This window comes from bacterium, from assembly GCA_016708025.1.
Classification (GTDB): domain Bacteria; phylum Zixibacteria; class MSB-5A5; order GN15; family FEB-12; genus FEB-12.
This window is the reverse complement of the sequence record JADJGQ010000001.1, coordinates 39476-53783: the sequence shown is the minus strand read 5'-3', so window position 1 is coordinate 53783 and position 14308 is coordinate 39476. Positions and strand designations below refer to the sequence as shown.

Annotated in this window: 9 protein-coding genes and 1 tRNA gene; 6 read left to right on the top strand and 4 right to left on the bottom strand. The window is 54.8% G+C overall.

Features of this window, described 5'->3' with window-relative positions:
• Positions 1-20: 20 nt before the first annotated feature.
• Both IPH75_00170 and hutU read right to left on the bottom strand, forming a co-directional pair.
• Positions 21-1499, bottom strand: coding sequence for a glycosyltransferase family 39 protein (locus tag IPH75_00170; GenBank protein ID MBK7140475.1), 1479 nt, complete (start codon positions 1497-1499; stop codon positions 21-23).
• A gap of 24 nt (positions 1500-1523) precedes the next feature.
• A complete protein-coding gene (hutU, locus tag IPH75_00165) occupies positions 1524-3176 on the bottom strand; it encodes a urocanate hydratase (GenBank protein MBK7140474.1) in 1653 nt (550 codons plus the stop codon).
• Between the two features lie 130 nt (positions 3177-3306).
• On the opposite strand from hutU, the gene IPH75_00160 reads away from it, so the two are divergent.
• From IPH75_00160 to IPH75_00145, 4 genes are all read left to right on the top strand, one after another.
• Positions 3307-3894 (top strand): GNAT family N-acetyltransferase, encoded by a 588-nt coding sequence (locus IPH75_00160; GenBank protein MBK7140473.1) that lies wholly within the window; start codon positions 3307-3309, stop codon positions 3892-3894.
• Between the two features lie 62 nt (positions 3895-3956).
• A complete protein-coding gene (locus IPH75_00155) occupies positions 3957-4523 on the top strand; it encodes a DUF4416 family protein (GenBank protein ID MBK7140472.1) in 567 nt (188 codons plus the stop codon).
• A 135-nt stretch (positions 4524-4658) separates the two neighbouring features.
• Positions 4659-5921, top strand: coding sequence for a UDP-N-acetylglucosamine 1-carboxyvinyltransferase (gene murA / locus IPH75_00150; GenBank protein MBK7140471.1), 1263 nt, complete (start codon positions 4659-4661; stop codon positions 5919-5921).
• 126 nt (positions 5922-6047) lie between these two features.
• Positions 6048-9458: a PD40 domain-containing protein gene (locus IPH75_00145; GenBank protein ID MBK7140470.1), complete on the top strand. Its 3411-nt coding sequence runs from the start codon at positions 6048-6050 to the stop codon at positions 9456-9458.
• A gap of 340 nt (positions 9459-9798) precedes the next feature.
• Here IPH75_00145 and IPH75_00140 read toward each other — a convergent pair whose 3' ends face one another.
• Positions 9799-12348 carry an AAA family ATPase gene (locus tag IPH75_00140; protein MBK7140469.1) on the bottom strand — a complete coding sequence of 850 codons (2550 nt, stop codon included), beginning with the start codon at positions 12346-12348 and terminating at the stop codon, positions 9799-9801.
• 116 nt (positions 12349-12464) lie between these two features.
• Here IPH75_00140 and IPH75_00135 point away from each other — a divergent pair, with 116 nt between their 5' ends.
• Positions 12465-12881, top strand: coding sequence for a hypothetical protein (locus IPH75_00135; protein MBK7140468.1), 417 nt, complete (start codon positions 12465-12467; stop codon positions 12879-12881).
• Positions 12882-13097: 216 nt separating this feature from the next.
• Positions 13098-13169: transfer RNA gene (locus IPH75_00130), tRNA-Glu, on the top strand.
• A 142-nt stretch (positions 13170-13311) separates the two neighbouring features.
• Here IPH75_00130 and IPH75_00125 read toward each other — a convergent pair.
• Entirely contained in the window at positions 13312-14301 is a 990-nt protein-coding gene (locus tag IPH75_00125; GenBank protein ID MBK7140467.1) for a PorV/PorQ family protein, read from the bottom strand.
• Between the last annotated feature and the right edge of the window lie 7 nt (positions 14302-14308).

The window sequence follows — 14308 nt, the reverse complement described above, 5'->3', positions numbered from 1 at the left end:
AGAGACTCTTTAGTCCGGGGTCAATTTGGTTGTTTGATACGAAATGCTAATAACGGGCCGATATGGGTCGGGGTGGTATCAACAAGATACGGCAGCAGGTCGAACCGCTGCTGGGACAATGGCTTCTCAAGTACAAACCAATCCGCTCCATCTTCGACCGCCTGTCGGACCCAGTCTTCAGTCACCCCCGGCCGCATAGCCCATCCAAACCGGTTGAGCTGGTAAAGGCGAATGATCGGCGACCAGTCCTCGGCGATCACCAGTTCATCGAATGAAATGGTGGCGTCTGCCTCAGCCCTGATCTGCTCGAAGGGAGGGTCGTCGTAGCGATGATCCAGCCGGGTGACCGCGTTGATCGGAGCGGCCAGCATCAGAGCCACCGCAACCCAGCGCCAATTGGATCTCAACGAGAGTAGATGGTAGAGGCCAAGTCCGGTTATTCCGGCGATCGGTAACACGATCAGAGTGCCATCGTAGTCATGCATAGCCGAATGGTGAGCGATCATCAGCAAGCCGATGAAATTCCCGAGAGTCCAGAAGAGCAGGAATCGTCCCGGGTTGCTTTTACCGGCACGATAGAGCCCGAGAACGAAGGGGATCGCCAGAGTCCAGCCGACCCAAAGCTCCCATGGGCGTTGCAGAAGATTCATTTTGATAAACCACCCAGACTGAATTGCGGCCCAAACCTGAGCGAACGTTTGGCCCAGATAAAAGGCGTTGGTCTGGTATTTCATCGCCAACGAGCGGGCATATTCGACCCAGATCACCACCGGCAGGAATGAAATCAGAATGAAAAGGGTGAATATCCCCACTTCCCGCCACTTCTTCCCCGGTCCGGTAAGGGTGAGATAGAGAAACGGGAGGTACAAAGTCAGGCACGTGGGCTTGATCGCCCCGGCAATAGCCAGAAAAAGTGCGGCCACAACCCAATGCCCCCATGATCGCTCAGTGTGCCAGCGCCAGTACGCCCAGACCGAAAGCATCAATGGAAGGACGACATACGAGTCAGGAAGGATCTTGCTCGCGTAGAAAAGCGATAGTGGCGACATCACGAGAGCAAAGGTGGTACAGACAGCGATATCAAAGCCGAACCATCGGCGCACCAGGCGGAAGAGCAACAGAAGCGCTCCCCCGGTGCAGAGCAGCATCACGACCCGGGCCAGCCAGTGATGCGGTCCGAAGAGTGAGTAGAGAATGGCGATCGCGTAATTGACGATCGGGAATTCCATGCCATTGATGCCGGGCGTGGCACCCCGATAGTGCACTCGCGGCTCAAAGAAGGACATCGACTCCTGGTAGTAGCTGAGGCTGATAGAGGCGGTCAATGCCTCACGCCACTCATGGTAGCCGTTAGGCGGCTCGGTAATGTGAATCAGGTGGTAGCCGACGAAGAAGGCGACCGTGAGGATAAGCAGCCACCGGATCAGGCTGGGTGAAAACACACCGGCCCCTTCCCCTCCCCGGGAAGATTCATTCGACTGCGTAAACGGTTTCGCCATACATGGGCTGCGGAGCAGCCCGGCCTACTTCATCATCGGGATTTTGATCTTGTGCTTTTTTGCCTGAACGATAGCATCACGATAGCCTGCATCAGCATGGCGCATGACACCGGTGCCGGGATCGTTGGTCAGCACTCGATTGAGGCGAGTCTTCATTTCTTTGGATCCATCCGCCACAATCACCATACCGGCATGGATGGAGTTGCCAATTCCGACCCCACCACCATGATGGATAGAGACCCAACTTGCGCCGGAGGCGGTATTGAGCAGGCCATTCAACAGCGGCCAATCGGCGATTGCATCGGATCCATCGGCCATGCCCTCGGTCTCGCGATTTGGCGAGGCGACCGAGCCACAATCAAGGTGGTCACGTCCGATCACAACCGGTGCGGAGATCTTCCCTTGCTTGATGTAAGTGTTGATTATGTCGCCGAATTCGGCGCGTTCACCATACCCCAGCCAGCAGACGCGCGACGGGAGCCCCTGGAATGGGACAGAGTCATGCGCTTTGTTGATCCAACGGACCAGCGGCTTGTTATAGCCGAATTTGGTCTGAATGATCTTATCGGTGACATGGATATCTTCCGGTTTGCCGGAGAGTGCAACCCAGCGGAACGGCCCCTTCCCTTCGCAGAAAAGCGGACGGATGTAGGCCGGAACAAAGCCGGGGAATGCGAAGGCTGTTTTGAGGCCGCCGATCTCGGCCTGACCGCGGAGATTATTGCCGTAGTCAAAAACGATCGAGCCAGCCTTCTGGAATTTGACCATAGCGTCGCAGTGCTTGACCATCGACTCATAGGCGCGGGCCATATACCCTTTTGGGTCCTTTTCACGAAGGCGAGTTGCCTCGGCGACTGTCAGTCCTTCGGGGATATATCCATTCAGTTCATCATGAGCAGAGGTCTGGTCGGTGACGATATCGGGGAGGATGCCACGGCGGTAGATCTCCGGGAATATCTCGGCACAGTTGCCGACCAGGCCGATCGACACGGCATTGCCGGCGCGAGTCGACTCTTTGACCAGTTTGAGTGCTTTGTCGAGATCTTTAACTTTGAGGTCGCAGTAGCCGATTTTGAGGCGCCGGTTGATACGGGCCTCGTCGGCCTCTACAACCAAAGTTACGGCGTTGTTGAAGACACCAGCCAGTGGCTGGGCGCCACCCATTCCTCCCATGCCGCCAGTCAGGATCCATTTGCCGGTCAGGTCGCCATTGAAATGTTTGTCAGCGACAGCGGCAAAGGTCTCGTAGGTCCCCTGGAGGATCCCCTGGGTGCCGATGTATATCCAGCTTCCCGCGGTCATCTGGCCATACATCATCAGGCCCAGTTTGTCGAGGGCGCGAAACTTCTCCCAGGTGGCCCAACGTGGGACCAGGTGGGAGTTGGCGATCAATACGCGGGGGGCATATTCGTGGGTGCGGAAGATCCCGACCGGTTTGCCGGACTGGACCAATAGCGTTTCGTCATCATCGAGCGATTTCAGCGATTTGACGATAGCGTGGTAGCTGTCCCAATTGCGGGCCGCTTTACCGGAACCGCCGTAGATGATCAGTTCCTGGGGTTTTTCGGCCACCTCGGGGTCGAGATTGTTGTTGAGCATGCGCAGGGCGGCTTCCTGATGCCATCCTTTGCAGGAGAGGGTAAGACCGCGGGCTGCCCGAACAGTAGGTATCTTCATGGATATATCTCCGTCTCAATCACAGTCGCCCGAATATAGTCCGGGTGCCAAAGCAAGTCAATTGGACAATTGTAGTTGCCGCAATCGCTTGCGAATCTTATGCTACCGGAAACAGCACCGGGAGGTTGCTATGCTGCCAGACATTCTAGGCCCGAGAGTGAAACTTCGGCCACTGCGAAGATCCGATGCTCCGTCACTCTACAAATACGCGCGGAATCGGGAGATCAGCCGATGGACGTATGTCCCTCACCCGTACCGTCCCGAACATGCCGAGCAATTCCTCGACGTGGTTCGCCTTTGGAGTCGCAAAAAGATCGCGACCCATTTCGGCATCGTCTGGCGGGAATCGGACGAGGTGATCGGAGTGGTCGGATTATTCGATATTGATCAGCGTAATAAACGGACGGAAATCGGTTACTGGCTCGGCTTGAAGTATCGGGGCATGGGAGTCGCCACCGAAGCGGTCAGTCTGACGGTCAAATATTGTTTCGAGACACTCAAATTGCACCGCGTGTACGCGCATGTCTTCATCGGCAATACCGCATCAGAGCGATTGCTCCTTAATCTTGGATTCAAGTTTGAAGGGTTGGAGAGAGAAAGTCGCCGTCGACGAGGACGCTGGATGGATACGAAGCTTTATGCGGTACTCAAGAATGAGTTTCATATGCCGCGCCAACTCCCCGCGCAGTCACATTTGCGCGACAATGTGAAGAAATGATTGGATTGACGCCACTTTTTTGTTGATTTCAATCGAGAAAACGTCACTTTTGGTTTCAATCTATGGCACGCATACAAAAACCAGCTCCAGGGCGCCTCGTCGTCTCAGTCTTGCACTCATCGCGTGACGCACTTGCCGATGCACTCCGTCAATTGGAGCGTCGGTTTGGACGGGTCCATGCGGAGACAGTGGATATTCCTCATTCGACCGGGCGCGAATATGCCGAGGAGATGGGGACCGATCTGCAGCGTCGGTTTTTCTCCTTCGAGCGGCTGGTACCTCGCGAAGGTTTGGTTGATATCAAATCCGCCTGCCATAAGCTGGAATCGCAACTTGGCGACCAGGTACATGATTTCACTTTCCGAACGGTCAATCTCGACCCCGGCGTGCTCACCCCCTCCAACCTGGTGATGTCCTCGCATAAGGACGGTGGTCATAAGATATATCTGGGCGATGGGGTCTTTTCCGAGGTTACGCTGATCTGGTCTCGCGGCCAGTTCTGTCGTCTCCCCTGGACCAATCTCGACTATTGCCATGATGATGCGATAGACTTTTTCCTGCGCGTCCGTTCGAGCCTCGATCCGATTGAAGAGACCGCTGATGTCGAGAGTGGCCGCAAAGTCGGTTAGTCTCCCCTTTTCTCTCTGGTGATCTCTTTTTTGCTTTTCTTTTTCGGACCATTCTGCCACTTTACCCGCGTCAACTGAAACCGACAGAGTCGCTAACAGCGCGCCGCCGCGGCGTCTGATACAGAAAGATACACCATGGATAGTTTTGTCATACAAGGGCCGAACAAAGTCGAAGGAACGATCAAGGCCGATGGTTCCAAAAACGCCGCTCTGCCGATCATTGCCGGTGCGTTGCTCATCAGCAAAGGGGAAAGCGTTATCCGCAATGTCCCGCCGCTTCGGGATATCTACACCCTGATCGAGATGATGAAATTCCTTGGCGCCAAAGTAACCTACGACGCCAAAGCCGAAGTGATGACGGTGGACGCCGCCACTATCACCGAAGTCACCGCGCCATACGACCTGATGCGGCAGATGCGCGCATCGTTCCTGGTGCTGGGCCCGATCCTTGCCCGAATGGGTGAGGCTCGCGTATCGCTTCCCGGCGGCTGTTCGCTGGGTGCTCGTCCTGTTGACTTCCATATCAAGGGGTTTGCGGGGCTGGGAGCCAAGATCAGCGAAAAGGCAGGATATATCATTGCCGAAGGAAAACCGCTGCACGGCGGGTCAATCTACTTTGATCGCCCCTCACACACCGGCACGGAAAACATGCTGTATGCGGCGATCTTCGCACAAAATCCGACGATCATCACCAACGCTGCCTGTGACCCGGAGATTGTCGATGTCGCGAATTTCCTGAACAAGGCGGGCGCCAAGATCCATGGAGTCGGTACTCCGACAGTGATCATCGAGCCGGTCAAAGAACTAACGGCCGTGGAACATACGGTCTCCGGAGATCGATTAGTGGCCGGGACCTACCTGTATGGAGCCGCCATCACCGGCGGGCGCGTGGAGGTTTCGGGGGTTCCCTCGGCTGATCTGACGATGGTCAATTTTAAGCTGCAGGAGATGGGGTGCGAAGTTGTTACAAAAATTGACAGTATTTCGGTGAAGGCACCCAAGCGTTTATCACCGGTTAGCCTGACTACCTTCCCTTTCCCTGGGTATCCGACTGATCTGCAGGCCTGCGCAATGGCAGCCGCGACAGTAGCTCAGGGAACTTCCCATATCAAAGAGACTGTTTTCGTAGATAGGTTCTCCCATACCATGGAGATGCGCCGCCTCGGGGCAGATATACAGGTTTCGGCGTCTGAGGCGATCATCAATGGCGTAGATGAATTGCATGGCGCAGAGGTAATGGCGCCGGATATTCGCGCCGGGGCCGGGCTGGTATTGGCCTGTCTGGCTGCCCATGGACCATCGAAGATCCTGCGTATATACCATGTAGACCGAGGGTACTGGCGCTTGGAAGAGAAGTTAGCCTCCCTCGGTGTCGATATAAGACGAGAGAAGGACTAGCCTGGCCCGCACCGGTAGAATCTCACCTCCGGTCTCCTCAACGGGCGTCTCGCGGCTTTTCCGGTATAATGGATTGGACGGCGTAGCGCCGCTCAACGTCACTGTGCAAAAGGATAGCAGATACCTATGAGGAAAATCTTCATATTGGCGGTCGTTCTGTTTGCCGCCCTGGCTGGATCGGTCCTGGGACAGGAAACCGCTTTCGGCAAAAACAAGGTCCAGTACAAGAATTTCGAGTGGTTTTACATCCAGTCCCGCCACTTCGACATTCACTATTACGAAAATGCCTACCCAACCGCCAAGTTTACCGCGGCGGTCCTGGAATCATCGTATGTTGAGATCAGCAAGGAGCTGAATTATCATATTCAGCGCCGCGTCCCGGTCTTCCTCTACAATTCGCACAGTGATTTTCAGCAGACCAATATCTACCCGGCCCTGATCCCCGAAGGGGTCGGCGGCTTCACCGAGGCATTTAAAAATCGAATAGTCATCCCCTTCACCGGGTCATACGAGGATCTTCGTCACGTACTGCATCATGAGTTGACCCATGCGGTGGTTTACGATCTGGTCTACGGCAATCTGCTCGGCTCGATCATTTCGCGGCAACGGCTGTTTGACGTCCCGCTCTGGTTTGCCGAAGGATATGCTGAATACTCCTCCCGTCACGGCTGGGACTATTTCTCCGACATGTTTGTTCGTGATGCCACCATCAATGGCTATCTCGCTCCGCCCGATTATCTGGGTGGGTTCCTGGCCTATAAGCAGGGACAGGCGATGGTCAAATATATCGCTGACAAGTACGGCGAGGAGAAGCTCGGAGAGATATTGCAAAAGGGGCGTGTCCACCTGACGATGGCGAAAGCGATCAAGTCGGCGCTTAATATTGAGGAGCAGGATTTCTGGGAGGATTTCTCCAAAGAGATGAAACGTCGATACTGGCCACAGATCGCACAGCGCAAGGAAGCCGACGAAATCGCCACTCAGTTGACCAAGGCTCGCGAAGACGGATCCTACTTCAATGAACAGCCAACCTATTCCCCTGAAGGGGACAAAATAGCGATCTTCAGCGACAAGTCGGATGCGACAGAGATCGTATTGATCGCGCCGGCGGATGGCCGCGTGCTGGACCGCCTCATCAAAGGTGAGCGTTCGGCCGACCTGGAATCGCTTCATTCATTTGTTTCCGGCATGTCCTTCTCCCCTGATGGTCGTAAGATCGTGTTTGTGGCGAAGTCCAAAGGGAAAGATGCCCTGATGTTTCTGGACGTCCGCAAGAAGAAGATTTACAAGCGCGAACGGCTCGATTTCTACAACGTCATCTCTCCGGCTTGGTCGCCGGACGGGAAGTCAGTCGCTTTTTCGGCACTCGATGGCTACAAGCGAGACCTCTACCTGTACGACATTGAGACCGGCGCCATTAAGCAGTTAACTGATGATCGTTTTGACGATGGATACCCGAGCTGGTTCCCGAACTCACAGGGGTTGGTTTACCAGTCGGACCGTCCGCATCCATCAACGCCGGTACTCGATCCGATGGGCCACCCATATATCCAGAGTGGCGCTTTTAAGCCGGGTGATTTCGCGTATGGCGACTATAACCTGTTCAAGCTGGAGCTGTCGAATAACCAGATCTCGCCTATCGATGTCGGCCCCGGCGCCAACCGGAATCCTAAGGTCTCGCCCGACGGAAGCATGGTGGCGTTTGTATCCAATCGAAACGGGATCGACAACCTCTATATCGGCTATCTTGACAGCGTCAAATATTACGCGGTGACCGACATCCTGACCGGCGTGCAGACACTCTCCTGGTCACCGGATGGCAAGCGGATCGCGTTTTCAGCCTTCTTTAACGGCGCGTTTGATATTTTCACATTGAAGGATATGGTGCCGGCGGGAGATAACGGCGTCCTCTCCCCGACCGATTTCGTGCTGGGGAAATATAACCTGCTGGATTCTTCCGGCGTCGCGATAGCATCCAAGAGCCCCAAAGAGCCAAAGGATGTTCAGGCTGGGCATATGCAGACGGCTGATACGGCGCCCATTCAGGCTGCTGCAGACTCAACCACACCGAGTGACAGCTTACTGGCGCTCGATTCGCTGAAAGCGGCCACTGATACTTTGGCGGCCGTTACTCCGGACAGCGCGCTTCCGACCGCAGGCGATACGCTGGCGGCTGTCATGCCCGACAGCACCCTTGCAGCCACAAGCGATACACTGGCCTCGACGGACAAACCAAAGGCGGATTCATCTGGCATTGTTGGGGACGAGTATGTGTATGTCAGCAGCCGTAAGCGTGACCCGCTGGATTCGCTTTTCGACGACATTCGAACCGATGACACATCCGGCGGCAGCTATCGCGATGAAATGCCCCTCGAGCCGGCTGTTTTCGATTCTGTGCAAGGGATCCTGCCAAGCGGTGAGTATGCGATCAACAAGTATAAGGTGAAGTTCACGCCGGACTATGTCGGTGGCGGATTTGCCTATGACACCTTCTTCGGGTTGCGCGGCCAGTCCTATTTCGTCTTTTCCGACTATCTGGGGAATCACCAGATATATCTGGCGACCGACCTGGTCAATACGATCGACCAGTCCAATGTGCAGGCGTACTATTTCAATAATACCAAGCGGCTCAATTGGGGCGGCGGAATTTTCCATACCAAAAACTACTACCTGGACAATTACGACTATCTCTTTTCCGATCGATTTTATGGATTCCAGGCGTTTCTGGCTCGGCCATTCTCGACCTTTAGTCGCGTTGACTTGATCGCGGCCCAGTACTTTATCGATCGCCGCTATTATGATCTGGATGACCCGCGTTTCGGGGATAACCGGAGTTCCAAGGTGACGACCGGAACTCTTTCCTATGTCACCGACAATGTGTTGTGGGGAATGACCGGACCGGTGACCGGACGCCGCACCAAGGTTTCGCTGTCAGCCGGGATCAATCTGTTCGATGCCAGCGATATCGAGTACTACTCCCTTGAGGCCGACTACCGGAAGTACTGGCATCTGGGAAAGCAGTTCAGCTTCGCCTTCCGTGTAGCGGGCGGTGGATCAACCGGGAATACGCCCAAGCAGTATTTCCTGGGCGGCACCACCAACTGGATCGGGAATCGGACGTTGGACGCAAAGGTATACGATGTCGAGAATCTCTATTTTTCGGATGTCGTGACACCGTTGCGCGGTGTCGAATATTACGATCTGAGCGGCAACCGGTTTGGACTGGTCAATATGGAATTCCGTTTCCCGATGATCCAGTATTTCGTGATGCGCTTCCCTCTCCCGATCGTCATTGCCAATGTCTCAGGCGCGATCTTCAGCGATATCGGGTCGGCCTGGTATGACAGTCGCTTCAAGGGGGGGACAACCAGCGAAGGACGGAATCGTTTGCAGGATATCAAGTCCGGATTCGGGTTTGGGATGCGGGCGAACCTGTTTAATTTCGTGCTCTTGCGCTACGATGTCGCCTGGCAGACCGATTTCTATGATGTATCGGAGAAGGCCAAACATTACTTCTCGTTTGGCGCGGACTTCTGATCAATTCCCGACAGATGCTCGGATAAAGAAAAAACGCGGCTTCTCAGGAGCCGCGTTTATTATTTCGCCCGATCCTCTCGGGCTGCTGTACCTGGACCGTTCACGCGAAAGCGACGACCGGTCGTGTACGAGATCTTCTCGCTCGCCGCATTATTTCCCTGAGCGGCATCTCCACATCTGACGGTTAGCGTTGCGCATTGAATCTCCGTGTGGAGTGTGGATTCGGGATATATAGAACATCTTGATCGAGAGTCTGTCAAGAGAAATATGCATTTTTGCGGGCCGCGATCGTGCATCAAGTCCAGCACGATCGCGGAATGAACCGGATGATCGACGATACTTATCGTTTGGAACGGCGCGAGGGTTTCGTTCGAGCGACTTTGCGTGCTTTGGCATCGGCGGCGCGATGCGCTTTTTCGCCGATTCGACGACGAGCGACCTCATCGCGTCCGAAATGTTCGAGCGTCAGCGCCATCTGTCGCAATTTCTGATCCGCCTGTTCCATCACCGAACCTTTGGTGAAGCGGCCATCCTTGTCACGACTGCCGCCCGGTACCCCGGTCAGGATCGCTATCCCTTCCGAGATGGTCGCAACCGGATAGATATGGAATTTTCGATGCTTGATCGCATCGACCACGTCTGGTCGCAGCAACAGGTCCTGAACATTCTGATGCGGGATGATCACTCCCTGGTCATTCTGAAGGCCGCGACTGACGCAGACATCAAAATACCCCTCTATCTTCTCATTTACCCCTCCGATCGGCTGGATCTCTCCCTTTTGGTTGACCGAACCGGTGACGGCGATCCCCTGCTTGATCGAAAGGCCGGTCAGCGAAGAAAGGATGGCGTAGATCTCGGTGGATGACGCAGAGTCGCCATCAACGCCGCTATAAGATTGTTCAAACGAGATCGAGGCTGACATAGCGAGTGGTTTATCCTGAGCGAACATTTCGCGAAGCCAGCCACTAAGAACCAACACGCCTTTGTCGTGAACGGGGCCGGAAAGGTCTGCCTCTCGTTCGATGTTGATCACCCCCGCTTTCCCAAGCGAAGTATTGACCGTGATGCGAGTCGGCCGTCCAAAACTGTATTCGCCGATATTGTAGACTGAAAGCCCATTGATCTGCCCCACTGCGCTTCCGGTGGTTGAGACCATCAGGGTGTTGTTGTCGTACAGTTCCTGTATCTTCTCTTCGACCAGGTTGACCCGCAAGCGGCGGCGGTGGATCGCCTGGTGGATATCTTCGCGCGCCACTTTTCGGGCATTCCGTTCCTGCGCGCACAGGGCCGCTTCGCGGACGATGTCGGATATTGCGGTGAATCGGACGGTCAGTTTGTCGCGGTGTCCCGAAAGCTTGCGACCGTATTCGGCGACTGCCTGGAGTCCAGTCAGGTCAAACGGCGGAAGCTGATCCTGGTCGATGATCCGCCGGGCAAATTGGAAATAGCGCAGCACATTCTCGTCGGTCAACGGCATGGTATTGTCGAATTCCGCTTTGATCCGGAAGATCTTCTTGAAGTCCTCATCGAGGCGGTAGAGCATGCTATAAATGTACGGTTCGCCGATCAGAACAACTTTGACGCTGAACTGGATCGGCTCAGGCTTGATTCCGGAGCCGGCCATCATATAGAAGGGGTCATAGCCGACGATCTCGAGCTCGCCATTGCGGAGCGCCCGCTTGAGCGGATACCAGACTCCCGGCTCACTGAGCAGGTCAAAGGCGTTGATCACCAGGAAGCCACCGGCCGCCCGCAGGAGCGACCCGGAGCAGATCCGGGTGAAATCGGTGCGCCAGTACCCAAAGCGGTCAACCACACGCTCGAGAGTACCAAAAAGATTGCGATAGGAAGGGGAGCGCTCGATCACGATCGGAACTTTGGTGCTTTCGGAATTGTCGAGGATCAGGTTGACAGAGAATTCTTCAAACGGCTCACGCTTGCGATAGGGAGGGGCTTCCTCCTCACCCCGACGCGGCTGGGCTTCACGGAAGCGGTCCAGATCGGAAGAGAGTGACTCGTCAACCTCTTCAAGATATTGGACGCACTTTTCATCGGTGTAGCGCTTCTTCAGCAGATTAACTTTGTCGGTCACCAAAGGTGCGACCATCGCGTGGTTCAGCTTCTCGATCGCCTCTTCCATCTTGGTGGTCAGTTTTTTTGACTCGACGGTGGTGATATCGAAATCGCGACGGAGGGAGTCCCAACGGCGGCGCAGTTCATCGAGATCGGAAGCCGAAAACTTCCCTTCTTTGACGAAGCGCTCGATCTTCTCGAGTGCGGTAGGCTCGTTGTCGACGAGCGGCTGCATTTCATTGCGGACGCCCAGTCCCGACTGGATCTGCACCATGACAAAGCCAGCGTTGGTCAGTTTATCCTCAAATGCGCCGATCAGTTCCTTTTGCCGGGATTCGAATTCACGGACGATCCGGCTGTTGCGGTCCTTGTAATCCTCCGAAAGCCAGATCTTGGGGATCACTTTCCGCAATGAACTGATCAGATAGGCCATGTCCTTCTTGAAACGTTTCCCTTCGCCAGCTTTGAAGTAGAGCACGCGCGGGTTGTCTTCATTGCGGAAGTTGGCGACATAGCAGATATCCTGGAGCTCAGGCTTTTCTTCGGTAACCAGTTGTTCGAGCAGATGTCGAATGGTGGAGGTACGCCCGGTGCCGCTTTGGCCGGTGACAAAGACGTTGTAGCCCTTGGAACGGATTTTCAGACCAAGTTTGATCGCCTCGATGGCGCGATCCTGTCCAATGATCGTCTCGCAGGGGGCAATATCGTCGGAACTGCGCAGTTTGGGCGGTCGTAGCTCAACGCGATAGTCAATGTCCGATAGTCCCAGTTCGTGGCGTCGTGGTGCGGTCGAGCGTTTCTTCTTCGACATCGCCATGCAGATTCCTCCGTGGCTCAGATTTTGAAGCGGCAATATAGACGGGCGGGTCTGTTGAAACAAGGCGAGAAAGAGGAGAGCGATCTCTCGCCATTTCCGCTTGCGTTCATTCGGATTTGAGGTTTCGTTGGTTGATCATGGTGCCGCACGAATCATCACTGCTTCTCCCCTCCGTCATTATAGTGCTCATATCCGGGCTGTGTGCCGCAATCTGGCTCTGGTGGCGCCAGAGACGTCTCAATGCGATGCTGGGGGCCGTTTTGGGGGTAACTGAGCGTCCGTTCCTCTTTTATGACTCACACGGCAGCTTGATCTACTGCAGTCCGGGCGTGCTGCTCTTTGACCGTAAAGGAAGAAGCCTGATAGCGACTCCGCCAGCTCGTCCGGAGGCGGGCCAGAGTGCCAAAGGGGAAATTGTCATCGACTTTAACCGGTATAGATATGTCGCTAAGCCACTGGAATACAAGCCAGCTACGTTTGGCGTGCTGATTCAATTGGAGTATTTGGGGAGTGTGAACAAGCCAAACGCATGACAGGATGGCATGCCGCCTGCCATGACTGCCAGTCAGATGGTCTAAAAAAACTCCGGAATTGGGTTAAAAAGAGAGAGTAAGTAAGCTCTTCGAGGGCATGGTATTAACCAATGACCCCGCGTAAGTCGTTGACAATCAACACATTTAGATTGCTTGACATCTGTTTTTTAAAACTGATATATTCGCACGTTGCTTTTTAGCATTGCGCATTGAATTGGCGGTATCGTCTAGGGGTCAGGACGGATGGTTCTCAGCCATTTAACCGGGGTTCGAATCCCCGTACCGCTAGGGTTCACACCGGCAGTTATTCCCTGGCTGCCGGTGATTTTTTTTGTCTGCACATTATAATAAGATCAGTCAGCCACAAAAATAAGAAGGCCGGACCTTCGTGTGAAGATCCGGCCTGTTGCATTCAATCGATTGAACGGAATTAGAACGCGATTCTCAGAGAGAAGACCTGATTATCATCGAACACATCCGTCTCGGTCCAGGAATAGTCGAATCCGAGATTGGCCGTGCCAATCGGGACGTTCAAGCCGGCGCCAAACGACGCACCGTACAGCCACTCTCCCTGTTCGGAGAAGTTGTAGCCAGCGCGCAGGAAGTACCGATCGTTAAACGAATATTCCGCGCCGCCCTGGAATTGGTCGGCCCGGAAGTTGTTCGACTGGAAATTCCCTAAGATCGCAACCGAATTCTCTCCCTGATTGATCAAGTCAATCGATGCCCCAAGAGCAATGAAGCTCGGAAGATCGAAGCTGGCAGAAGATGAAGCCGCCGCTCGTCCGCTAACATCGCGATCAAAACCGCGTCCGGAGAATGAAGCTTCCGGGCCGTAGTTCTTGACCACCATGCCGAGCTGTAATCCGCGCCAGCGCGGATCATAGGTAAAGCCGACATCGAAGGCGACGCCACTGGCGCTGACCTCGAAGATCGACTCGTTGATGTACATGCCGGTTGCGCCGAACGCCACGCTGGTCGTCAACTGCTTCGCAAAGCTGAAGCTGAGGACGCTCATGGTCGGGTTAAAAACGCGACCGGTACCATCCGGATATTCCTCGGTGGTCTCGATCATATCACCGATGGAGACAACCTTGGCTCCGAAGGCGATCGTTCCAAAACCCTCGATAGCGGTCGCAACGCCACCGAAGTTGACATCGATGTCCGCCAGGTATGGCATATGGCTGAATGCGGCTTCAGTGCCTTCCAGCGATGCCAGGCCGGCCGGATTCCAAAAGATAGACTCAACGCCGCGGGCACTGGCTATAACGGCTCCGCCAAGAGCGGTGCCGCGCGAGCCGACGGGGATCAGGAGCTCCTGACCTCCGGCTGTCCCGGTCCGACGTTCGTTGGCTGCGAAAGCGGTACAGCTCAGCGCCACCAGCAACGTCAGGATCAACAACAGGGTTCTATTTTTCATAATTGTG